Origin of the sequence: Micromonospora sp. LOL_021, from assembly GCF_048060215.1 — a bacterium.
GTDB lineage: Bacteria > Actinomycetota > Actinomycetes > Mycobacteriales > Micromonosporaceae > Micromonospora_E.
On sequence record NZ_JBHMIN010000019.1, the window covers coordinates 16,081 to 35,713 of the forward strand.

Sequence of the window (19,633 nt, forward strand, 5' to 3'; positions counted from 1 at the left end):
GCGGTCGGTAGGTTCCCGGCCGGTGTGCCAGGATCGCGTCGTGGCAGTCATCGAGGTCGTCGTCGGCGACATCACCCGTGCGGACGTCGACGCCATCGTCACCGCCGCCAACGAGTCACTGCTCGGCGGTGGCGGGGTCGACGGAGCCGTCCACCGTGCGGCCGGCCCCCGCCTGGCGCGGGCCGGCGGCACGATCGCCCCGTGCGAGCCGGGTGACGCCAAGGCGACTCCCGCCTTCGACCTCGACCCGCCGGTACGGCACGTCATCCACACCGTCGGGCCGATCTGGGAAGGCGGCGGCCACGGCGAAGCCGAGATCCTGGCCTCCTGCTACCGGCGCAGCCTGCGGGTCGCCGACGACCTCGGTGCCCGGACGGTCGCCTTCCCCGCGATCGCCACCGGCGTGTACGGCTTCCCCGCCGACCAAGCCGCCCGGATCGCCGTCGAGACCATTACCGCCACCCCGACAGCCGTCGAGCGGATCCGACTCGTCGCGTTCGACGAGGACACCGCAGCCCATCTCCAGTCGGCGCTCACCAACAGGTAGCTGAAGCGGCCACGGGCCTACCCGTACTCCTGGGCTACACCGGACCACCGTCCGGTCTACGCCGGGTCGGACCCTGGGACGTGTACGTAGAGTTCGTGCACCTGCGGCTCGGTGTCGGCGCGGTAGCCGAGGTCGAGCTTCATTCCGCCGACCGTTCGTCCCTGCTCGCGCAGCCACTGTTCGATGGCGCCGAAGGTCTCCCCGATCTGCTCCACCGGCCCGGTGTGCCGGCAGTACGCCCAGTCGCCCGCCGGAACGTGGGCGGCCGTCCACTGACCCGAGATCGACGTCTGCGGCGGCACCGCCACCCCGACGACCTCGTGGTACCGCCCCTCTCCGAGGTGGTAGCTCGCCTCAGCGAAGGTGCCGTCGGCGGACGGCGGCAGGTCCGCGCACCGGTCGAACAGCTGCCGCCAGGCGGCGGGGACCAGCGTGCTCAGATCCTGGAACGGCGCGACGACCGGCAGTCCGACCACGACGACCATCTCCCGGCTGACGATCCGCATGGCGCCTCCCTCATTACCCGCAGGTTCCGGATCATGATGCCGGATCGACGGCATTGACCCTTGGCTGGGTCACGGCACCGCGCCGGTGACCACGCCCTCCAACGCCGCTGTCAACTCCGCTGCGGTGATCACCGCTCCGACAGCACGGACCTCCTGGCCGAGGATGGCGGTCTCCGGGCAGTCGTCCCCCGCCGTCTCGAACTTGACCGTCTCCACCAACTCCCAGGTCCGCAGCTCCCACACCAGGATCGTGACCTCTCGGTGGTACAGCGGGACCCGCAGCGGGAACCGCGGCGGGTCCGTGCTGGTACCCAGGGTGTAATCACAGGTCCGAAGTTCAACGTCGCCCAAGGTCTCGTAGGCGCAGCCGACCAGGACCACCTCGGATGCCGTCTCCGGCGTCCACTCCGCCGGAAACGCCTCCTCGCTGAGCACCACGACTTGCACTGCGCCGCCGATCACGATCGGATGCGGCCCGGTGCCCGCGTATTCCGTCTGCGTGCGGTAGTCGAGGTCCCGGTCCTCGCACAGGTCGCCGAGATCAGCCGGGTCGTCGGGCAAATCCCAGCCGGGGAAGGAGGGTGCTGGCGGTGTTCGCTGCGGCTCTGCCCCGTCCGCAGCGCGGTCAGCACCCGGCCCCGTGCTCTCGCTGCTCTCGCTGCTCTCGCATCCTGACAGGAGCAACGACCCGGCCAGCAGCGCGACCGCCACCTTGAAGAGGCGATGCCAACGGTTCGCGAGGCCTGGGTAGCGGAGAGCCATCATCCTCCAGGATGGCCTGCATGGCGGCGGGCGCCGATCATCGTGACGATGCGTGCGTCTGGAGGGCGCGTCAACGACTGTCGGTCTTTCGATGAGTCTAGCAGCGCGGCGGACGACGGCAGGTTCGCGCGCCGGTCGGACAGCTGCCGCCACGCGGACCGCCTCTATAGTGGGGCGATGGCGTCGGTCAAGCAGTTCCAGGTCACCTTCGACTGCGTACAACCTGAGCGCGTCGCCCGGTTCTGGTGCGAGGTGCTGGGGTACGTCGTACCGCCGCCGCCGAAGGGGTTCGCCAGTTGGGGCGACTTCGACCGCGCGCTGCCGCCCGATCGGCAAGGTTCGGCGTTCGCCTGTGTCGACCCTACGGGGGTGGGGCCGCGACTGTTCTTCCAGCGCGTGCCCGAAGGCAAGACCGTCAAGAACCGGCTGCACCTCGACGTACGGGTCGGCACCGGTCTCGTCGGTGGCGAGCGGGTGGCCGCGCTCGAGGCCGAATGCGCCCGACTGGTCGCGCTCGGCGCGGTACGCGTACGGCTGCTGCGCGCCGACGGTGTCAGCGAGTCGTGTCTCGTCATGCAGGACGTCGAGGGCAACGAATTCTGCCTCGACTGAGCAGGAGGCGACAGGTGACCGCTGCCGTCGCTGGCCGTACGGCGGTCAAATCGACGGCGCCGTGAAGACCTCGGCGGCACACAGGCCGCCATGCTGGCTCAGGTTCGAGACGTCGCCGATTTGGTGGCCGCCGGCCACCCGGTGAAGTTTCTGTTCTTCTGGGGCCATCAGCCGGAGGCGGACGGCAGCGTCGGCGCGGGTTGCCTCAGCCAGTGGTCGCCAAATGAATTTACTGTGGACGGTGTCACGTTCGCCACCGCCGAGCACTACATGATGTGGCGAAAGGCGGTCCTGTTCGACGACCCGCTCATGGCCGAAAGGATCCTCGTCGCACCCCACCCTCGCGCCGCCAAGGTGCTCGGCGGCTGGGTCGCCGGGTTCGACCAGCGGACGTGGAACGCCCATCGCGTCCCGATCGTGGTCGCCGGGAACCTGGCCAAGTTCAGCCAGCACCCCGACCTGCGCGCGTACCTGCTCGCCACCGGGCAACGCGTGCTGGTCGAGGCCAGCCCGATGGACCGGATCTGGGGCATCGGCCTGACCCGCGACGACCCGGCCGCCACCGACCCCACCCGGTGGCGCGGCCTCAACCTGCTCGGCTTCGCCCTGATGCAGGTCCGGGACACGCTACGGGAGCAGATCGACAGTAGCCACGGCCGGATCGACGGATTCACCGCCGGGTCGGGCTGACTCCCTCCAGGGCGAGACGCATCAGCCGTTGCGCCTCGGTGGCGGTGGCCGACTCCGTGGCCAGCGCGATCGCGTTGACGAGGGTCACCAGGTCGGCCATGGCGACGTCCGGCCGTACCGCGCCCTCGTCGACGGCCCGGTGCCGCAGCGGTTCGCCGGCCGCCGCGAGCATCGCGCAGCAGGACTCGTCCTCCGGTGGCTCCTGCAGCAGCGAGGCGACCAGGCCACGGGTGGTCGCGTTGTAGCCGCCAGCTCGCACAGCCAGGTCGTCAGCGCCTGGCCGGCGTCCGGCCCGGCCGCCAACTCTGCGGCGCGGTCGCACAGCGCTTCGACCCGGTCGTGAAAGACCGCCTCCAGCAACGCCCACCGGGACGGGAAGTGCCGGTGCAGGGTAGCCGAACCCACACCAGCTTCACGGGCGATCTCCTCCAGGGAGGCGTACGCAGGAAACGGGGCACCACCCCACTTATCCAGGAGGAAGCATGACCGTCCTTGTCATCGGCGCGACCGGCAAGCAGGGCGGGGCCACCGCCCGGGCCCTGCTCGAGCGGGGGGTCGCGGTACGCGCCCTGGTCCGCGACGCCAGTTCCGACGCCGCGCGGGCGCTCCGGGAACGCGGAGCCGAACTGGTCCGGGGCGACCTGGACGACCCCGCCTCGCTGCTCGCCGCCGCCGACGCCCTCACCGCGACCTGATGACGGCCTGGGCCCGACCAATCGCGGAAGCGGGCACTATCGTGCTGGGGTGCGTATCCGTTTCGATGTCCCCGCCGATCCCGACTACCCCGGCAAAGCGGCCGCCGCGCTCAGCCGGGTGCGGCTGGCCAAGTACGGCTACATCGGCGCGGCGCTGGCGGCGACCGGGGTGGCCGCTTTCGTCGCCGCGCGGGAGTACGGCTGGGGCGAGCAGTTCTCGCTGCTGTGGATGTCGCTGGTCACCGCCGGTGTGCTGTCGATGCTGTACGGGCCGTGGGTGCGCTCGCGCGCCCGACGCCGGTCCGGCGAGTACGCGGTCGACGGCGGCTACGACATCACCGACGACACCATCACGATGCGCAGCGGTACGGAGTTCGGCGACATCGCCTGGGACCGGGTCAGCAAGGTGCTCGACACTCCCGGCTTCTGGATCGTGTACGTCGGCCGGATGCCGGCGACCGTGATCCCCCGTGAGTTGATGTCCGCCGACGACGTCGAGACGTTGCGGGACTTCATGGTCAACCGCGGCCTGCTCCAGACCGGGTGACGGCGCCTCGGCCGTACCGCTCGACGAGCCCGGTGCCGATCGCGGCCAGCTGGTCCCGCACACCGGCGGGGCCGGTTACCTCGAGCCATTCGACCAGCCAGGCGAGCTCGCCAGCGAGCGTGTACTCGCTGTAGCCGCGGATCACCACCTCGATGCGGCCGTCGGCCGTGGGGCCACCCACCTCGAGCCGGTCGCCGAGCGCCATCCGCAGGTTGCCGATCCCGTCGGGCGCGCAGACCGCATGGATCTCGACGGGCATCCGGCTGCGGTCGACCTCGTCGGCGATCTCCCGCCAGCTGCCGGCAAGGTCGAAGTCCGCAGGTCGGTGCACCGGATCGTCGGTGGGGTCGACGGACGACACCCGGTCGATCCGGAAGGTCCGGCGGCCGGTCCCGGTGGTGGCGACGAGGTACCACCACGGATCCTTGGCGACGATGCCCAGCGGGTGGAGCGTCCGCTCGGTCTCGCTGCCGGTGCTGTCGACGTAGCCGAGCCGCACCTGGACGCCACGGATCACCGCGTCCTGGAGGTCGTCGAGGAAGCGTGGCGGCGGGCGGTCGGCCCGGCTCGCCCCCCACCGTTGCGGGTCAACGACGATCGACGACGCCGCTGCCTGCGCCTGGGCCCGGAAGGGCTCCGGAAGGGCCTGGACGAGCTTGCGCAGCGCGGTTTTCACCTCCGGTGTCGCGGCCGAGGCCGGGCCGGCGACCAGAAACAGGGCGCGGGCCTCACCTGCGGTCAACCCGGACAGGTCGGTACGGGCACCGCCGACGAGGCGCCAGCCGCCGCCTCGGCCCTGCGTGGCGTAGACGGGCACCCCGGCCATGGCCAGGGCGTCGAGGTCGCGGCGGGCGGTGCGCTCGGAGACCTCCAGCTCGCGGGCGACCTCCGCCGCGGTCACCTGCTCGCGCTGCTGCAGCAGCAGGAGTACGGCCACCAGCCGGTCGGTGCGCATGCCGCCAAGATTGTCAGATAAACCGGTCATGAGGTGACCGGTTATGGTCGGCAGGATGGCGGCATGAACTTTCCCGAGCCAAGTCTTGTCCCCGTCAACGGCGTGCAGCTCGAAGTCTTCGAGGCTGGCCGGCGCAACGCCGGCAAGCCAATCGTGCTTTGTCACGGCTGGCCGGAGCATGCCTTCTCGTGGCGCCACCAGATGGCTGCCCTTGCCGAAGCGGGCTACCACGTCATCGTTCCGAACCAGCGGGGCTACGGCAATTCGTCGCGCCCGGCCGAGGTGACCGACTACGACATCGCCCACCTGTCGGGGGATCTCGTCGCACTGCTCGACCACTACGGGTACGACGATGCCACCTTCGTCGGCCACGACTGGGGTGCGATGGTCGTCTGGGGGCTGACCCTGCTGCACCCGGACCGGGTCAACAGGGTGATCAACCTGAGCCTGCCGTACCAGGAGCGTGGGGAGACGCCCTGGATCGAGCTGATGGAAGCCGTACTCGGTGGCGACTTCTACTTTGTCCACTTCAACCGACAGCCGGGTGTCGCGGACGCCGTGTTCGACGAGAACACCTTCCAGTTCCTGCGCAACCTGTACCGGAAGAACGTGCCGTTCAGACAGCCTCAGCCGGGTATGGCGTTCATCGACCTGGCCAGGGCTGATGCACCACTCGGCGAGCCGGTGATGAGCGACGACGAACTGGCCGTCTTCGTCTCGGCCTTCGAGTCGACCGGGTTCACCGGCAGCATCAACTGGTACCGCAACCTCGACCGCAACTGGCATCTACTGGCGGACGTCGACCCGATCATCAAGCAGCCCACCCTGATGATCTACGGCGACCGGGACACGATCGCCAAGTCCGGCAGGCTGGCGGAGTTCGTGCCCAACGTGGACGTGGTCACCCTGGACTGCGGTCACTGGATCCAGCAGGAGAAGCCGGAAGAGACGAACCGCGCGATCCTGACGTGGCTGGCACAGCAGGATGTCTCCCAGGGCGAACAGGTCCTGACGGAGTCCTGACGACCCAGGGTGGCCGTCGGTCCGATGAGTTGATCTATCCTTCATGGATGGAAAAATCCGAAAGCGGATACCGTTGGGAGACCGCCAGCGCAGGACAGATCCCGCCCGGTGCGGTTCCCCACGGCAACGAGGAGAACGGCGCGCTGCACGTCGGCAAGGTGCGGCCCGCTTTCGGCGCGGCCAACATCGGGTACGACAGGAACGAGTGCACGGTCGCGACGTACGAGGTGCTGCTGGACCCGCAGCCGGCTCCTGCCCCGCGTGTCAGCGACCGCGCCGGGGTCCAGATGGAGCCCACCTACGCCGACTTCGGCACCGACCCGGCACGCACCGGCAACGTCACCATCACCGACGTCGACGGGGTGGAGGACGCTGACGGTCACCTGGAGATCGATGCCGGCGGCTCGGTCGAGCTGGAGTTCGACGTACCCGACCCGGAGGTCGTCGGCGAGGCGTGCGTCGCAGTCGTGGCGCTTGCGTCGATGCTCTTCGACTCTCCCGGATACGCCCCGCTCACCGTTCGTCTCAACGGCAGGCCACTGGCGGACCGGCTGCGGATCCCGAACGGTGGCGGGCTGCCGCAGCGTCTGATCTTCGCGGTCCCGGCCGAGGATCTGCTGATCGGGCGCAACACGTTGCGGGTGGAGAGCGGTGGCGACGCCGAGAGCATGCTGTGGCTGTACCGGGTCACGATCGACCCGATGCACGCGCACGACCAGGCCAGGTCGGCGCTCGAGAGCCAGCTGACCGCGGAACCGGTGCTGAGGTACGCCACCAGTCGGGGTGAGGTCACTATCTTCATCGACCGGGGCGAGCATTGCCTTCTCGAGCACGTGGCCTGGGCCGACGATTCCGGCGCCGAGTACGCCGTCACCTTCGAGGCCCAGCAGGCTGCCTTCTACGGCTGGTGTCGCCGGCCGGGCAAGCGACCGAAGGAGTTCCGCGGCCAGCTCATCGAACGTAGTCCCGCCACCAGCGATGCCTCGCGATACGCGGCCCAGGAAGGCTGGGGTGGTGGCTGGTACCCCTCGCACGACCTCCTGCTCGCGGTGGGGGTGGGTGGTCGCCCGCTCACCCGGTTGGCCTGGCGCGACAACCGGGGCGGAAACGGCACGATCGCCTTTGACGACGGCACGTTCCTGGGGATCCGCCAGGGGGTCGGATCGGGCCCTGTCGGCTACCGGGGCCGAATGAGGTAGGAGCAACGCTGCCGGGCAGCCCGGCCAGGCCGGGCCACACCCCCTCACCCACACAGTCGGCCGAAGTTACCGCGGGTTTCCCGCGCGCAGCCAGGCGATGTAGTCAGCGGCAGCCGCGGCGGTGTCGTACTGGGGGTTGAATCCGGTGTCCTCGTGCAGGCGGGTGATGTCGAGCCAGCTCACCGGGCGGCCTCCGCTCGAGGGAAGTTCGCACTGGAAGCCGGGCTCGACGGAGGCGATCGCGGTGACGACGTCGGCGTTGCTCGTGGCGCGACCAGAGGCGACGTTGTACGTGGGGTTGTTCAGCTTCTCGGCGAGCTGTAGCAACGCGAGTGCGCGACCGGTGTCCTTGACGTAGAGCAGGTCGAGAGCATCTTCGGCGTGCGGAGGTGCGAGGAGTCCGGACAGGTCGGGTTCGCTGCGCCGGGCTGCGGCATGAGCCAGGGAGGGCGCGGCGAAGAACGGGTCGGGCAGGTGTCCGCCGGGACCCCAGGTGCCGCAGATGCGGGCGTTGATGATGTCCACGTCGGTCGTGTCCGAGAGGTGGCCGGCGAGGAGTTCGGTGATTTTCTTGAACGTCGGGATGGCGTGGACGTGCCCCAAGGGGATCGGCACGTCCTCGGTGAGTGCACCTTCAGAGGTGAAGCCGTAGACGCCGATAGTGCTGGCGGTGACGACGCGGCGCACACCCCAGGTCTGCGCGACGCGGACGATGTTGAGGAACGCCGCCAGGGCTCCTCCCGTCGCTCCGATCGGGTCGACGTCGGTCGCCGGCCAGGGCAGGGCGAGGGCGAGGTGCACGATTCCGGTGATCGGGTACCGCCGGCCGACGGCGAGCAGCGCATCGAGGTCGGCGACGTCGGCCTGGACGACGTGGATGGGCAGGTCCGCCAGATGTGGCGGAATTCGGGGGGTGCGGCGCTGGAGCAGGACGCACTCCTCGCCGGCCTCGGCGAGGGCGCGGACGGTGTGGGAGCCGATGAAACCGACCCCTCCGGTAACGATGATCATGACGAGCCTTTCGCAGTAAGTCTGATCGTCAGCAGTACTGACGATCAGACTATGCATAAGATGGGAGCCGTGTCCACTGAGCCGAGCGCCACCGCTGACCCGCACGAGGTCTTGGGGTACCTCCTCAAGCACGCGGCCCTGAAGCTCACCGCGTTGACCGACGCGGCGCTCGAGCCGCTGGGGATCGACAGCAAGGACTTCGGAGCGCTCCGGGTCCTGGCCCACCGGGAACCGACCTCGCAGCTGCAGGTGGCGCAGACCCTCGGCATCGACCGCACCACGATGGTCGCCTTGCTGGATGTACTTGAGCGCAAGGGCATCATCACGCGCCGACCGGACCCCACGGACCGGCGCAGGAACGTCGTTGAGCTCACCGAACAGGGGTTGCAGACCTACGACGCGGCACAGGTGGCGTACTGGAAGGCCGAAAGTGCGTTCCTGGCCGGGATCAGTCCGAGTGCGACAAGTCAGCTTCGCCGGACACTGCGGACCCTCGTGGAGAACTGACCCGACCCCCAGCGTCGTACGACGCACGGGCCGACTTCGCCGCATGCTGTGCTCGTGCGACAGTGGACGAGGTGGCGGCCAGCTGCGGACGGGTCGGCAACCATACGGTCCGGACACCGAGCCGCTCGTTCATCGCGGCGAGCTGGTGCTCGGAGTGGACGTCTACAGCCGTACGCACGCCACGGACGATGACCGTGGCGCCACGGCGCAGGCAGTAGGCAGCGGTCAGGCCGGTCCAGGTGTCGACCTCGACGTTGCCCCAGTCCGCTGGGAGTGCGTCGCGCACGCGTACCGCTCTGGCCGTGGCCTCGGCGGTCGGTTGCTTGTCGGCGTTCACCGCCAGCAGGACGATGACCCGGTCGAACATCGCCCGGGCACGGGCCACCATGTCACGGTGCCCCGGGGTGAACGGGTCGAACGTACCGGGATAGACCGCCAACGAACCGCGCACCGGCGTCAGCCGGCCGTGACGGGGTAGCTGTTCTGGAAGGCGAGCCGCTGGTCAGCGTCCGCCGCGATGCCGTCAAGGTGATCGTCGAGGTTGACGAAGGCCTGCCAGGGTTCCTGCCCGGAGGAGGCAGCGAGGCGGTTGACGACGAGTTGTTCGAGATCGACGACCCGTTTGGCTTTCCAGATCTTGTCGGCGAGGCTGACGAGCAGGTCTTCGCACTCGATGCCGGGCGACCGCCAACTGGCGTGTGTCGCGGCGAAGCGTGCGAGGTGCGGGCCGATGCCGGCGTCGAGCAGGAGCTGTTGACCGGCCGGCTCGTGCCGCGAACCCGGCCCGGACAACTCCGCCACGTAAACGGTCTTGCCGATGTCGTGGGTGGCGGCGCCGAAGAGTACGGCGTCGCGATCGACGACCAGGGCCGGGTAGTGGACGGCCAGCCAGCCCGTGAGCTGGGCGGCGACGTCGTGTACGGCGCGCAGATGCGCGGCCAGCCGTGGTGACGCGTCGAGCCGCAGCAGAAGGTCGGCGACCTGAGCTGGCAGCGGCCGCAGCGGCGGATCATCCAGGGCATGGCGCAGCGTCAAAGGCATGCATGCTCCGTGCAGCTCGGCGTGCTGGATCCCGGAAAACAATCTTAGTGCCCGATCGGCATCCGCTCCGTTGGCCAGCCTCGCTCATCCGCGTTACCTGCCCTCCTCCCACTGTGCAGCCGCCCACGCCCACTCGAACTCGTCGCGGGAAACCTCCTGGTCCCGCAGCTCGGGGTTGAAAAGGTCCACGACGGGCGGGTTGAAAGGCCAGGCCTCCGGGTCCGTCTTGATCGCGGACCCGCCCTCCCCCACCTCCACCTGCCGGCTCCAGCGGCCGTCCGGCCCGACCTCCATCAAGTATGTCGCCGGGTCGTCGCCGTCCCACGCCCGACGCAGATAGACGACCTCCCGGTTGGCGAGGGCGCCGAAGCCCGGCAGAAGGCGCTGCTGGTCGCGCTTGGCACGCAGATCGTCCAGGCCGGCAGGCATCGCCTGATCGTCGATGTCCAACTCTTCGAGCGTCCAATCCTCGGCCCGAGCGAGGTTGGCCGGCGAGTCGACGACCTCGACCTCGGCAAAGGTCTCGAGCACCTCGCGAGTCGACCTGGCCCAGACCCACCACCACAGGCCGCCCATGCCGTAGTCATGCAGGACGAGGTACCGCTGCTTGGTCGACATCACGTCAGCATCCCTGCTGCCGAAGCGGCGTCACAATCGGGGCCGCGACCGATGGCCCCGAGGCTGGCTGGATCATGGGGGATCATGACAACCTTCCGGCTCCGGCGGCAGACGAGCCGTTCCTCGCGGTTCGCCGAGGTCACCGTCGAGGTGTCGCCGTCGAGCACGCCCGAAGTCGAGGTGACCACGACCGTCGGCGTCAGCGCCGAGCATCGGAGAGAAGCCGACCTGGGTACGCGGTGGGCACTACGCCACAACTCCCCTGCGGTAAGGGTGACCGTGACCGACGTGGTGACCACCGAGGTCGACACCGGCACGGGCGACGTCTATGAGGCAACCGCCCACGCCGTGTGGCAGGCACTGGGCGTCGAGCATTCCGCGCCGTACGTCGGTTTCAGCGACCCGCTGATCGTCACGTCATGGCTGAACGACATTGCCGGCCGGCGGCTCGACGCCGTGGCCGAGGCCCGCTACTGGTACGAGGGCCGATGTGAACCCGACGCCGCAAGCCTGCTGCACGCGTGGCTGCACTTCGAACGCGCCGTACCGGTCGGTCTCCACGGTCGCGGCGACGAATTCCTGCTGGCCAGAAAGGACCCGTACCTCTCCTATGAGATGGGTGACGACGGAGAAGTCAGGGTCGGCCCGGCGCTCCCTCCGGACGTCCTGTCCAGGTTCGTCGAGGCCATTCTCACCGACGGCGCAGTGGTCACCGGCTCGAACGGCGAGCTGACCTGCACCGGCCTGGTCCTACGGCTCGACGCCGGTGACCTGGCCATCGGCACGCTCGGCGACGAATGGATCCTCGCCGTCGGCCCGATGCCAGCGGCCGTCGCCCCCGGCTGGACCGTGCACCCCTTCGCACGCGGCACAACTCGGTGACGGCCACCTGTGTGGAGGGCTACGAGACCAGCTCGGTGAGTTCTGCGGCGAGTCGGCGCTGTCCACCAGCCCACCGATCGTTGTCGTCACCGGACTACGCCGATCGATCATGATCAGGCTCGCGCCTACTGCCGGCGCGCGTGCCCACGTGCCGGCGGGTGGCCGGGCTGGTCTGGCATCCAAATGTGTCGTCGAGGTGAGGCTGACGCACGTCAGGATCGCGAGGTGAGGTATCTGAGCCTCACCTCGATGAAGTCCCCGCCGTCTCGACACCCGGATCCGCCGCCCGCAGTACGGGCGACGGCACCGGAACTCTCGACGGGTTACCAGGCATGCTGATCGTCCGCGTCGGGTGGCGGCGGCGGGGCGTACTGGCTCCAGGTGCCGTCGCGGAGCATGTACAGCCGGAAGTAGGACTCCTCCTGATCCATCAAGAGGACCTGCACCCGCTGCGGGTAGCGCCACGGCGTCGCGCGGATCCGATCCAGTAGCGCATCCAGGTCGGCGTGGTTCAGCGCACCGGCCCAGACCTCGCATTCCGGGTTCTTCCACCCACCCCAGTGGTTGACGCCTGGCTCAGTCAGCGTCCGAAGCGTGCCGACTCCCCGGGCCTGGCTATTGCAGGCGTCTGCCCTCCAAGGTGCTTCGCGTTCCAGCCAGCCACTCAACGACTCGACGTTGCCGTGATCCGCCACATCAGCCTGAATCATCAGGTTCGCCACCCAGCTCACCCGTACAGGCTTCACGACCGCGCGACGCCGGACCACCGATTTCGCTGCGCAGCAACTCCTCGGCGCGCTCGGAGATGTCGTCGTGCCCGCTCCGACCGGCCGCACGCGCAGCAAGCGTCCGCTGACCAAGCGGGCTGGGCTCTGCTGAGGAGCGTACCGCCTTACGGACGCCGGCCACGGTCAGGTCCGGCGAATCCTCCACGATGTCAGCCTCGCTCATCTCGTCAGCGACCATTCCACCGTCATGACAGCACCGTATCCAGCCGACCGGCAGCTCAACGGGATCGAGACCACCCTCGGCGGACGGCAGTAGGCTGCTCGGGTGGCCGTACGAGTGGATGCTCGGATCGCTGGCGTGATCCTGGTCGATCCGGCAGGTCGACTGCTGCTGCAACTCCGTGACGGCAACACCCGCGTCGACCCGTACCGCTGGTGCCTGCCGGGCGGGAACGTCGATCCGGGCGAGGATCCGCTGACGGCGGCTCACCGCGAGTTGCGCGAGGAGACCGGTCTCACGGTGCATGACCTGCGCCTGTTCTGGCAGGGCCTCGCCCCGTCGGCGAAGTTCCCTGGCGCCGTCGGCGAGTTCTCGATCTTCTACGCGCCAACCGACGCCACCGACGAGGACGTGGTCTGCGGGGAGGGTGCCGCGATGCGGTTCGTGGCCGGCACCGACGTGCGCACCCTGGAGTTCGGCCAGGCGTACGGCGAGATCGTCCCGCGGTTCCTGGACTCTCCGCTGTACCGCGAGCTGATCACCGCAGGTTGAGCCACGTCTCCCGTAGCGAACCGGGTAGGCGGGATCCCATACCGCTCGACCGCTGCAGGGTCCGACCGCCCGAGGATGGGACGCATGGTCGCCAACGCGCTGCCGGCGACCACACGTCGGGTGGACTAGAGCGTCCAGTAGCCGTACTCGTTGTCAGTCCAGAAGTTCTGCAACGTCAGCTGGATCTTTCCGCCATCGACGGTGTCCTTCGGCACGTCGAACACGATCCAGCCGTCGGTGTTCTGGCCGGCGGCAAGCTCGGCCGACTCGAACATCGGCTTGCCTTTGATCGAGGCGAAGGCTTCCTCGTGTACGCGGCCGCCGGCCTGGACGAACGCGGTCTCGCAGGAGCACACGAACGTCGATCCTTCGACGATCTCGACCTTCATGTGGGCGAGCAGGTAGGTGCCGTGCTCAGGGCGCAGACCGAACTCGTCACGGTCAACCTGCTCGACCTTGGTGATCGTGTAGCGGCCTTCGAATCCGGTCCCGGTGATGGTAAGTGTTTCCCCGACAGCGACTTCGGCCGGCGTGGCTGGCTGCTCTTCCTCCGTTGAGCCGCCTGGCGCATCGCTATCGCCAGCCGTATCGGTACCGGGCGCAGCGACGCTGACGCCAGGCTCGCTGGTGTCGAGGTTTGCCAGTACGGCGATACCAGCGATGCCGCAGACCAGCAGCACGGTGAACGCGGCGCCTCCGGCGAGAAGCCACAGCCAGAGACGGCGCTTGCGCGGCGGCGGGGCCATCTGTCCGAGGTGGAAGGGCTGCGGTGGAGGTGGCGGGACAGGGTTAGTCAAGATCGTCTCCTGGCTGGTCGGAACTGAGCCATGGCGTGCTCTTGTGGCCAGGATCGAAAGTGGGTGTTTGGTCGGTCTCGGTGGCGAATCGCTACTTGGAGGGTGGTGCTTTCGGGCGGGTTGTGGTCACAATTCCATCTCGGCTCTGGAGTGGTTCGGTCAGCGAATCTCTTGTTTCCGCTGGTAGATGGGGAGGTGTCGCAGGCAATCGTTCGCCCGGACCAAGCAGCCAGGAATCAAGATCAATTCCCGCCGGGCCGTTGATCATGTAGCGGCCCGATCCGTGAGTCTGACCAGTGCCGCTAACGACACGATCCCTCGCCTCAACCTTTGTCTGCAGCCGTAAAGCACCTTTTGATCAGGAAGAACCGCACGTGGCGAGCCTACTGCCGAAGACGGTCAAGGCATGGTCAGCGGCGGCGGTGGGCGGCGCCGTCGAGGCGGTGGCGGGCGATGGTGAACAGTTCGCCGATCTCGGCCGGCAACCGGGCGGCGGTCTCCCGGTGCAGATGGCGGCGGGCCGCCAGCGGCAGGCCGGTGAGCACGAAGTCGTCCAGCCCGGTCACCAGACACAACCCGCCCAGCCGCGCCTCAAAAGCCGGCAACGGCTCACCGCGCTGTAGGCGTACGGTCAGACGGGCCCAGGCCCAGGCGGCCCGGTTCATGTCCGTCGGCACATGGACCACGGCGGTGGTCAGCAGCCGGCGGCGTACCGTCCGGGGCCGGACCACGCCCGCCGCGGTCAGCCGCCGCGCGACCTGGCCGTGGGCCCGCGGTGCCAGCAACGCCAACCAGGTTCCCACCCGCCGGTGTCGCGGCTCCGCGTCCAGCCAGCGCAGGATCCAGCCGCCGAGCGCGTCCACCGGTACGTGCCGCGCGGCCAGCCACAACCGGCCATCGTGCACCCGCAACGCGCCCGCGTCGACCAGGTCGGCCAGCAGGGCGGCGGCCAGACCGTACCCGACCGGCCCGGCCGGCAGACGCGGCCGACCCGTCACATCATCATGCGCCAACAGGAAGAACTCGTCCGCCAGCAGCGGCGACCGGCCCCGTGCCGCCGCAGCCGGCACCGGCACCCCACCACCGGAAGCGACAGCGGCCGTGGCGGCGGCGGTGGCCTGGGTGCGGTAGACCGTCATGCCGGCTCCCGCCGCCGCGCCCACGCGATGAACCGCGCGTACGTCTGCGCCGGAGTCAGGCCGGGCAGGTCACGGGCGGCTTCGGCGGCGAGCTGGGCCACGTACATGCAGCGGCCGATCCGGTCGAAGCTCGCCAGCAGCTCGGCGCGGGCCGGCTCGCACGGCCACGGCCGGCGGCAGGCCCGGCACCGCCACGACGGACGCGCCGCCACATGCCCGACCCCGCCCACCACGGCCACCACCCGCGCGGTCACCGCCCGGCCCGCCGCCGCGCCCGGCCCGGCCACACCCAGGTCCGCCGCAGGGTCACGGTCCGCGCCGGCTGCGGCGCCCACCGACGCCCGGCCGCCTCGACCTGCGCGGGCAGCAGCCCGCCGGTCGGACACGCCGGGCAGGTCAGGGTACGGCCACAGCCGGGACACCAGCGGTGCCGATGCCGACACAAACTGAACCCGACGACCGCGCCGACCAGCAGCGCGATCGCGGCGGCGAGCACCACATCCAGCATCAAGCTACCCCTCTCCCTGCATCGTCCACTGTGTTCACCGGCTGGCGGGTCCGGGTCGACCGGATCAGGCCGGCATCCCGGCCTGGAACTGCCGCGACTGCCAGTCCCGCAACGCCTGCTTGATCCGCACGTTCTCGTCCCGGGTGGCCGCCAACTCGGCCCGCACCGCCGTCAACTCGTCGGCGACCAGGTGCAGGAAGGCGCGTACCTCGGTCGGGTCGCAACCGCGCCGGGTGCGGACCGCGAACCGCCGGTCGCGGACCAGCCCAGGGCTGATCGCCGGCCGCACCACACTGGCGCCGTAGTAGAGGTGGGTGGCGGCGTTGCCACCGTGCCGGGCCGGCGGACGCGACCCACCGGCAGCAGCAGCGGCAGGAGGCCGGGCGGCCGGCCAGGTCTGGTTGGCGAGGCTGGCGAGCAGCCGGGCCTGCCGCCGAGTACGCCGAGGGAACAGGACACGGTCGAGGAGTCTGCGCACGGGTGGGACCGCCCTTTCGAAGGTCACGGGATCGCCGCTACATCGCGGTTCGGTGGGGAAGGTGGGATGGGCGGCCCGACCCCGAACGGGGGCGCGGAGGTCGGGCCGCCCGCCCTGCGCACGCAGCCACAAACGGCGGTACGCCCACAGGGCCGCTGGTGCGGGCGTCCGACGGCTCACGTTCCGCCGAACGCCGGAGGTCGGGTTCCTCCTGGTTGCGTGCAGTGGCCGACGGTGCCGCGTGCACCGGCTCGGCCGGGGCGTCGATGGGGATCGCCGAGGTAGCGCCGACCGTCGAAGGAGCAGCTGAGCGCCGCTCCACGAGGTCGACGCCACCCCGGCGGGTCTCCCGCAAGGGCGAACTGGGGCACGATTTCGGCATGCCCGCACGTCAGTTCGAGCCGCACTACCGGCGCATCATGGCCGACATCCGGCAGCGCATCCTCCGGCACGACCGGGACTTCGTCGTCGGGCAACCGGGGCGGCACGCACCGCTTCCAGCATCACAACCCCTTTCCGGGTACGTCCACTGTGTTGGCCGGTGGACCTGGGCTTCTTCGCGGGGCCTGCCGCCGCCGGTCACGGGGGCTTCCGGCGGCGGCAGGCCGCGTCGGGGTCCGGCAACTTCAGCGGTACGGCGTCTGTGCCGAACCCCGCACACACCGTGGCCGATGACTGACCGCCTGCGGTAGGCGTCCCGCCCGGGACGGGGCGACGCTCCCCCACCACTGGAAGGGATGCTTCCCGTTGCGGGAACCATCCCCTGCCTCCCCTCTTGACAATTCTCCGTTGACGTATTCCCTGGCAGGGTCAGGAATTGCTCGACGCAGATGGTTGAAGGCGGCATTCACCAGGTGGGATACTGTCCAAAATCGATTACCGCCACAGGCAGTTCGCGCCACCACGCATCAGATCCTGCGCCATACTTCGGGGGTGTCATGCAGAACCATCCGCTCACCGCAGCACGCGAACGCCTGGGCCTGACCCGCCGGCAACTCGCCGACGCAGTCAACAAGATCCTCTACCCCGACCCCGGACAAGCAGCCCACAGCGCCTTCACCGCCAACTACCTCGGCAAACTCGAAAACGGCAAGATCCGCTACCCCGCCGAGGACTACCGCACCGCCCTCCGCATCGTCCTCAACGCCGACACCGACGACGAACTCGGATTCCGCCGGCGGGATATCAGCATGCGAACGAAAGGCATGCTCGCCGTTCGATCCAATCGTTACGAGTCCCCGGCAACCGGGCTGAGTCCCGCCGCCGCTGCCTCGTTGACATCCGACGCCATCCCGTTGATGTCGTTGCTCGGGCCGCCGGTCGTCGACGAGTTGCCGCGTCAGGTCAGCCAGGAACACATCGCTCAGGTTCTGGAAGCAGCGGAGATCCTCGAGCAGTGGGACAACGCGCACGGCGGCGCGCTGGTCCGGGAGATCGCCGACGACAAGCTGCACCGCATGTCCCGGCTGCTGGAGGTGAGCTGCCCGGCGCACCTGCGCCCCGCGCTACACAAGGCGCTGGCCCAGTTGGCGGGGGTCGTGGCGTTCATGCTCTTCGACGCCTACCACCACGACGCGGCTCGGCAACGCTTCACGTTCGCCCTGCGCTGCGCCAGCATCGGCGGCGACTGGCACCAGCGCGCGATGCTGCTGTCCAGCCTGGCCCGGCAGGCGGTCTGGTGCGGTCAGCCCGACGACGGGCTCACCCACATCGAAATGGCCCTGGTCCGCGCCGACTGGCTCACCGCGTCCGAGCGCGCCATGCTGCACACCGTCCGAGCACGGGCACTCGCCAAGCTCGGACCGGACAGAGCACAGGAGGCGCTGGCCGCCGTCGGCGCCGCCGACGAAGCCTTCGCGCACGCCTCGCCGGCGGAGGACCCGCCGTGGATGTGCTTCTACGACGGCGCGCAGCACCACGGCGACACCGCCCACGCACTGTTCGACGTGGCCCTGCACACCAGACTCGTTACGGAGTCGGCCGACCGGTTCGCCTACTCGGTGGAGCATCATCTCCCGGCGTACCTGCGGTCCAGGGCGATCTCCCGGATCAAGCTGGCCTCCCTCACGATGGTGCAGGGTGACCCGCTGGAGGCCGTCACGATCGGCAACCTGGCGCTCGACGACGCCGGGCCGGTCCGCTCGCTGCGCGCCGCCGACGACCTGCGGGAGCTGCACCGGATGGCCGGACGGCACGGCAAGCTCACGGAGGTGCAGGAGATGCGCGCCCGGATTCGGGAGACGGTCGGAGCTGTCGCATGATGGACCCGCAGGAAGCGCTGCTGCTCGCCTGCCAACAGGCCGGGGTCGACGTGACCGGCGCTGAGCTGATCCGGTCTGCGGAGAACGTCATCTACCGCCTGCCCGGCGGCGTGGTCGCCCGCGTCAGCCGCGACGGGCAGCTCGCCACCGCAGGCAAGGAAGTACGGGTGTCCCGCTGGCTCAACGAATCTGGGATACCGGCTGTCCGCGCGATCGAGCAGCTGCCCCAACCAGTCGCGGTCGACGGGCGAGCCGTCACCTTCTGGCACGAGCTGCCGCCACATCGGGAAGGCAGCATCGGCCAGCTGGCCCAGGTGCTGCAACAGCTGCACCGTCTGCGGCCCCCGGCAAGTCTCGACCTGCCTCCGCTGGCACCGTTCGTACGCCTGGAGCAGCGCATCGCCGAGGCGACCGTGTTCGCGGACGACGACCGCGCCTGGCTACTCGATCACCTCCACGGCCTGCAGGATTGCTACCGAGAGCTTCCCCCCGGGCTCCCCCACGGTGCCGTGCATGGCGACGCCTGGGCCGGCAACATCGTTGACACCGACGCCGGACCAGTCGTGCTCGACCTCGAACGATTCGCCTTCGGCCCACCCGAGTGGGACCTGGTCTCCGTCGCCGTCGACCACCTGACCTTCAGCGCCGAGTACTCCCCCGGCTGGACCGAGTTCTGCCGGCACTACGGCTACGACGTCACCGACTGGCCGGGGTACCCGGTCCTCCGCGACGCCCGAGAGCTGCGCAAAGTCACCTTCGCAGCCCAACTCGCGCAAGACAACCCAGCCCTACGCGACCAGGCCGACTACCGCCTCGCCTGCATCCGTGGCGAGCACGGCCACCGCCCCTGGAACTGGAAACCGGTCCCGTGAGGCCCTGAATAGGGAGGAGCGTACAGCCGCAGCAGTTGGGATACTCGACGGCAGGCAGCACGTCACCAACCAAGGGCGACATCGAAAGCGCTCTGCCGCTAGGCAGGTTGCAGGTCATGCAGCGCACGGGCAACGAGCCGGGCAAGCTTGTCGTACCCATATCAGGCAGAAGGCGCACAAGGTAGAAGTCCGGCGACGAAGGCTTAGTCCGCCGCTCGTCCCGGATCAGGTGACACGGCGTATCGAGAACAGGAGTAGCCTATCTGCCGCGCGGCCATCGGCGGCTGATAGCCGAGAAGGATGCTGCGCCTGCACGTACGGGCAGTTGGGCAGCGAAGGGATCTTCATGCAACTCGTCTCGATATCAGTACACGGGTTCCGTAGCCTGCAAGACGTCGGCCCTATCCCAATCAGACGCCCAACCATCCTAACTGGCCCTAATGACAGCGGAAAGTCAGCCACTATCGACGCGCTGTCCTTCCT

General features: G+C 69.2%; 27 protein-coding genes and 1 pseudogene. 12 read left to right on the top strand and 16 right to left on the bottom strand.

Annotated elements, in window-relative coordinates; translation table 11 throughout:
* The first annotated feature begins 40 nt into the window (after positions 1-40).
* Positions 41-547, top strand: coding sequence for an O-acetyl-ADP-ribose deacetylase (locus ACFHWT_RS14670; protein ID WP_416595153.1), 507 nt, complete (start codon positions 41-43; stop codon positions 545-547).
* A 56-nt stretch (positions 548-603) separates the two neighbouring features.
* Here ACFHWT_RS14670 and ACFHWT_RS14675 read toward each other — a convergent pair whose 3' ends face one another.
* Positions 604-1,053, bottom strand: a complete 450-nt coding sequence (locus ACFHWT_RS14675; RefSeq protein WP_416595155.1) for a GyrI-like domain-containing protein — start codon at positions 1,051-1,053, stop codon at positions 604-606.
* Between the two features lie 69 nt (positions 1,054-1,122).
* Positions 1,123-1,764: a hypothetical protein gene (locus ACFHWT_RS14680; protein WP_416595156.1), complete on the bottom strand. Its 642-nt coding sequence runs from the start codon at positions 1,762-1,764 to the stop codon at positions 1,123-1,125.
* A 228-nt stretch (positions 1,765-1,992) separates the two neighbouring features.
* On the opposite strand from ACFHWT_RS14680, the gene ACFHWT_RS14685 reads away from it, so the two are divergent.
* Both ACFHWT_RS14685 and ACFHWT_RS14690 read left to right on the top strand, forming a co-directional pair.
* Positions 1,993-2,427, top strand: coding sequence for a VOC family protein (locus ACFHWT_RS14685; protein ID WP_416595157.1), 435 nt, complete (start codon positions 1,993-1,995; stop codon positions 2,425-2,427).
* Between the two features lie 90 nt (positions 2,428-2,517).
* Positions 2,518-3,117 carry an NADAR family protein gene (locus ACFHWT_RS14690; protein ID WP_416595158.1) on the top strand — a complete coding sequence of 200 codons (600 nt, stop codon included), beginning with the start codon at positions 2,518-2,520 and terminating at the stop codon, positions 3,115-3,117.
* Here ACFHWT_RS14690 and ACFHWT_RS14695 read toward each other — a convergent pair.
* Positions 3,098-3,376 carry a hypothetical protein gene (locus ACFHWT_RS14695; RefSeq protein ID WP_416595159.1) on the bottom strand — a complete coding sequence of 93 codons (279 nt, stop codon included), beginning with the start codon at positions 3,374-3,376 and terminating at the stop codon, positions 3,098-3,100. The genes ACFHWT_RS14690 and ACFHWT_RS14695 overlap by 20 nt on opposite strands.
* A gap of 98 nt (positions 3,377-3,474) precedes the next feature.
* Positions 3,475-3,591 (bottom strand): annotated as a pseudogene (locus ACFHWT_RS14700) (TetR family transcriptional regulator); the annotation flags it as partial.
* 8 nt (positions 3,592-3,599) lie between these two features.
* Between ACFHWT_RS14700 and ACFHWT_RS14705 the strand changes: the two are divergent.
* The gene (locus ACFHWT_RS14705) at positions 3,600-3,812 is read left to right on the top strand and encodes an NmrA family NAD(P)-binding protein (RefSeq protein WP_416595160.1); all 213 of its coding nucleotides are present in this window, start codon (positions 3,600-3,602) and stop codon (positions 3,810-3,812) included.
* Positions 3,813-3,861: 49 nt separating this feature from the next.
* On the top strand, positions 3,862-4,359 hold the full coding sequence (locus ACFHWT_RS14710; protein ID WP_416595161.1) for a YcxB family protein: 498 nt from the start codon (positions 3,862-3,864) through the stop codon (positions 4,357-4,359).
* On the opposite strand, the gene ACFHWT_RS14715 is transcribed toward ACFHWT_RS14710, so the two are convergent.
* Positions 4,331-5,314: a helix-turn-helix transcriptional regulator gene (locus ACFHWT_RS14715; protein ID WP_416595162.1), complete on the bottom strand. Its 984-nt coding sequence runs from the start codon at positions 5,312-5,314 to the stop codon at positions 4,331-4,333. The genes ACFHWT_RS14710 and ACFHWT_RS14715 overlap by 29 nt on opposite strands.
* Before the next feature lie 63 nt (positions 5,315-5,377).
* On the opposite strand from ACFHWT_RS14715, the gene ACFHWT_RS14720 reads away from it, so the two are divergent.
* The gene (locus ACFHWT_RS14720) at positions 5,378-6,337 is read left to right on the top strand and encodes an alpha/beta fold hydrolase (RefSeq protein WP_416595163.1); all 960 of its coding nucleotides are present in this window, start codon (positions 5,378-5,380) and stop codon (positions 6,335-6,337) included.
* Positions 6,338-6,384: 47 nt separating this feature from the next.
* The gene (locus ACFHWT_RS14725) at positions 6,385-7,536 is read left to right on the top strand and encodes a hypothetical protein (protein ID WP_416595164.1); all 1,152 of its coding nucleotides are present in this window, start codon (positions 6,385-6,387) and stop codon (positions 7,534-7,536) included.
* Between the two features lie 66 nt (positions 7,537-7,602).
* Here ACFHWT_RS14725 and ACFHWT_RS14730 read toward each other — a convergent pair whose 3' ends face one another.
* Positions 7,603-8,604, bottom strand: a complete 1,002-nt coding sequence (locus tag ACFHWT_RS14730; protein WP_416595225.1) for an NAD-dependent epimerase/dehydratase family protein — start codon at positions 8,602-8,604, stop codon at positions 7,603-7,605.
* Positions 8,605-8,607: 3 nt separating this feature from the next.
* On the opposite strand from ACFHWT_RS14730, the gene ACFHWT_RS14735 reads away from it, so the two are divergent.
* Positions 8,608-9,054, top strand: coding sequence for a MarR family winged helix-turn-helix transcriptional regulator (locus ACFHWT_RS14735; protein WP_416595165.1), 447 nt, complete (start codon positions 8,608-8,610; stop codon positions 9,052-9,054).
* Here ACFHWT_RS14735 and coaD read toward each other — a convergent pair.
* From coaD to ACFHWT_RS14750, 3 genes are all read right to left on the bottom strand, one after another.
* Entirely contained in the window at positions 8,996-9,505 is a 510-nt protein-coding gene (gene coaD, locus ACFHWT_RS14740; protein ID WP_416595166.1) for a pantetheine-phosphate adenylyltransferase, read from the bottom strand. The two genes, ACFHWT_RS14735 and coaD, sit on opposite strands and share 59 nt — an antisense overlap.
* A gap of 5 nt (positions 9,506-9,510) precedes the next feature.
* Positions 9,511-10,095: a phosphohydrolase gene (locus ACFHWT_RS14745; RefSeq protein ID WP_416595167.1), complete on the bottom strand. Its 585-nt coding sequence runs from the start codon at positions 10,093-10,095 to the stop codon at positions 9,511-9,513.
* A 93-nt stretch (positions 10,096-10,188) separates the two neighbouring features.
* A complete protein-coding gene (locus ACFHWT_RS14750; protein WP_416595168.1) occupies positions 10,189-10,713 on the bottom strand; it encodes a hypothetical protein in 525 nt (174 codons plus the stop codon).
* Between the two features lie 84 nt (positions 10,714-10,797).
* On the opposite strand from ACFHWT_RS14750, the gene ACFHWT_RS14755 reads away from it, so the two are divergent.
* Positions 10,798-11,595: a hypothetical protein gene (locus ACFHWT_RS14755; protein ID WP_416595169.1), complete on the top strand. Its 798-nt coding sequence runs from the start codon at positions 10,798-10,800 to the stop codon at positions 11,593-11,595.
* Positions 11,596-11,918: 323 nt separating this feature from the next.
* On the opposite strand, the gene ACFHWT_RS14760 is transcribed toward ACFHWT_RS14755, so the two are convergent.
* Both ACFHWT_RS14760 and ACFHWT_RS14765 read right to left on the bottom strand, forming a co-directional pair.
* Positions 11,919-12,317: a squamosa promoter-binding protein 15 gene (locus ACFHWT_RS14760; protein ID WP_416595170.1), complete on the bottom strand. Its 399-nt coding sequence runs from the start codon at positions 12,315-12,317 to the stop codon at positions 11,919-11,921.
* Entirely contained in the window at positions 12,292-12,561 is a 270-nt protein-coding gene (locus tag ACFHWT_RS14765) for a hypothetical protein (protein ID WP_416595171.1), read from the bottom strand. The genes ACFHWT_RS14760 and ACFHWT_RS14765 overlap by 26 nt, the downstream gene beginning before the upstream one ends.
* A gap of 99 nt (positions 12,562-12,660) precedes the next feature.
* Between ACFHWT_RS14765 and ACFHWT_RS14770 the strand changes: the two genes are divergently transcribed.
* A complete protein-coding gene (locus ACFHWT_RS14770) occupies positions 12,661-13,095 on the top strand; it encodes an NUDIX domain-containing protein (RefSeq protein ID WP_416595226.1) in 435 nt (144 codons plus the stop codon).
* A gap of 125 nt (positions 13,096-13,220) precedes the next feature.
* Here the strand turns inward: ACFHWT_RS14770 and ACFHWT_RS14775 are convergent, their stop codons facing one another.
* From ACFHWT_RS14775 to ACFHWT_RS14795, 5 genes are all read right to left on the bottom strand, one after another.
* Positions 13,221-13,841, bottom strand: a complete 621-nt coding sequence (locus ACFHWT_RS14775; RefSeq protein ID WP_416595172.1) for a DUF4352 domain-containing protein — start codon at positions 13,839-13,841, stop codon at positions 13,221-13,223.
* 461 nt (positions 13,842-14,302) lie between these two features.
* Entirely contained in the window at positions 14,303-15,031 is a 729-nt protein-coding gene (locus ACFHWT_RS14780) for a GOLPH3/VPS74 family protein (RefSeq protein ID WP_416595173.1), read from the bottom strand.
* A complete protein-coding gene (locus ACFHWT_RS14785; RefSeq protein ID WP_416595174.1) occupies positions 15,028-15,318 on the bottom strand; it encodes a flavin reductase in 291 nt (96 codons plus the stop codon). Before ACFHWT_RS14785 ends, ACFHWT_RS14780 begins: the two co-directional genes overlap by 4 nt.
* A complete protein-coding gene (locus tag ACFHWT_RS14790; RefSeq protein WP_416595175.1) occupies positions 15,282-15,539 on the bottom strand; it encodes a hypothetical protein in 258 nt (85 codons plus the stop codon). The genes ACFHWT_RS14785 and ACFHWT_RS14790 overlap by 37 nt, the downstream gene beginning before the upstream one ends.
* Before the next feature lie 64 nt (positions 15,540-15,603).
* Positions 15,604-16,017 carry a DivIVA domain-containing protein gene (locus tag ACFHWT_RS14795; RefSeq protein WP_416595176.1) on the bottom strand — a complete coding sequence of 138 codons (414 nt, stop codon included), beginning with the start codon at positions 16,015-16,017 and terminating at the stop codon, positions 15,604-15,606.
* 938 nt (positions 16,018-16,955) lie between these two features.
* Between ACFHWT_RS14795 and ACFHWT_RS14800 the strand changes: the two genes are divergently transcribed.
* Positions 16,956-18,278: a hypothetical protein gene (locus ACFHWT_RS14800; protein WP_416595177.1), complete on the top strand. Its 1,323-nt coding sequence runs from the start codon at positions 16,956-16,958 to the stop codon at positions 18,276-18,278.
* Positions 18,275-19,150, top strand: coding sequence for a phosphotransferase family protein (locus ACFHWT_RS14805; RefSeq protein WP_416595178.1), 876 nt, complete (start codon positions 18,275-18,277; stop codon positions 19,148-19,150). Before ACFHWT_RS14800 ends, ACFHWT_RS14805 begins: the two co-directional genes overlap by 4 nt.
* Positions 19,151-19,633: the final 483 nt, after the last annotated feature.

Coding starts and splice junctions, on each gene's coding strand:
- ACFHWT_RS14705 (WP_416595160.1), top strand. CDS start 3,600: ATGACCGTCCTTGTCATCGGCGCGACCGGCAAGCAGGGCGGGGCCACC.
- ACFHWT_RS14725 (WP_416595164.1), top strand. CDS start 6,385: ATGGAAAAATCCGAAAGCGGATACCGTTGGGAGACCGCCAGCGCAGGA.
- ACFHWT_RS14675 (WP_416595155.1), bottom strand. CDS start 1,053: ATGCGGATCGTCAGCCGGGAGATGGTCGTCGTGGTCGGACTGCCGGTC.
- ACFHWT_RS14800 (WP_416595177.1), top strand. CDS start 16,956: ATGCAGAACCATCCGCTCACCGCAGCACGCGAACGCCTGGGCCTGACC.
- ACFHWT_RS14685 (WP_416595157.1), top strand. CDS start 1,993: ATGGCGTCGGTCAAGCAGTTCCAGGTCACCTTCGACTGCGTACAACCT.
- ACFHWT_RS14745 (WP_416595167.1), bottom strand. CDS start 10,095: ATGCCTTTGACGCTGCGCCATGCCCTGGATGATCCGCCGCTGCGGCCG.
- ACFHWT_RS14765 (WP_416595171.1), bottom strand. CDS start 12,561: ATGGTCGCTGACGAGATGAGCGAGGCTGACATCGTGGAGGATTCGCCG.
- ACFHWT_RS14755 (WP_416595169.1), top strand. CDS start 10,798: ATGACAACCTTCCGGCTCCGGCGGCAGACGAGCCGTTCCTCGCGGTTC.
- ACFHWT_RS14730 (WP_416595225.1), bottom strand. CDS start 8,604: ATGCATAGTCTGATCGTCAGTACTGCTGACGATCAGACTTACTGCGAA.
- ACFHWT_RS14805 (WP_416595178.1), top strand. CDS start 18,275: ATGATGGACCCGCAGGAAGCGCTGCTGCTCGCCTGCCAACAGGCCGGG.
- ACFHWT_RS14690 (WP_416595158.1), top strand. CDS start 2,518: ATGCTGGCTCAGGTTCGAGACGTCGCCGATTTGGTGGCCGCCGGCCAC.
- ACFHWT_RS14780 (WP_416595173.1), bottom strand. CDS start 15,031: ATGACGGTCTACCGCACCCAGGCCACCGCCGCCGCCACGGCCGCTGTC.
- ACFHWT_RS14735 (WP_416595165.1), top strand. CDS start 8,608: ATGGGAGCCGTGTCCACTGAGCCGAGCGCCACCGCTGACCCGCACGAG.
- ACFHWT_RS14750 (WP_416595168.1), bottom strand. CDS start 10,713: ATGTCGACCAAGCAGCGGTACCTCGTCCTGCATGACTACGGCATGGGC.
- ACFHWT_RS14790 (WP_416595175.1), bottom strand. CDS start 15,539: ATGCTGGATGTGGTGCTCGCCGCCGCGATCGCGCTGCTGGTCGGCGCG.
- ACFHWT_RS14775 (WP_416595172.1), bottom strand. CDS start 13,841: ATGGCCCCGCCGCCGCGCAAGCGCCGTCTCTGGCTGTGGCTTCTCGCC.
- ACFHWT_RS14715 (WP_416595162.1), bottom strand. CDS start 5,314: ATGCGCACCGACCGGCTGGTGGCCGTACTCCTGCTGCTGCAGCAGCGC.
- ACFHWT_RS14720 (WP_416595163.1), top strand. CDS start 5,378: ATGAACTTTCCCGAGCCAAGTCTTGTCCCCGTCAACGGCGTGCAGCTC.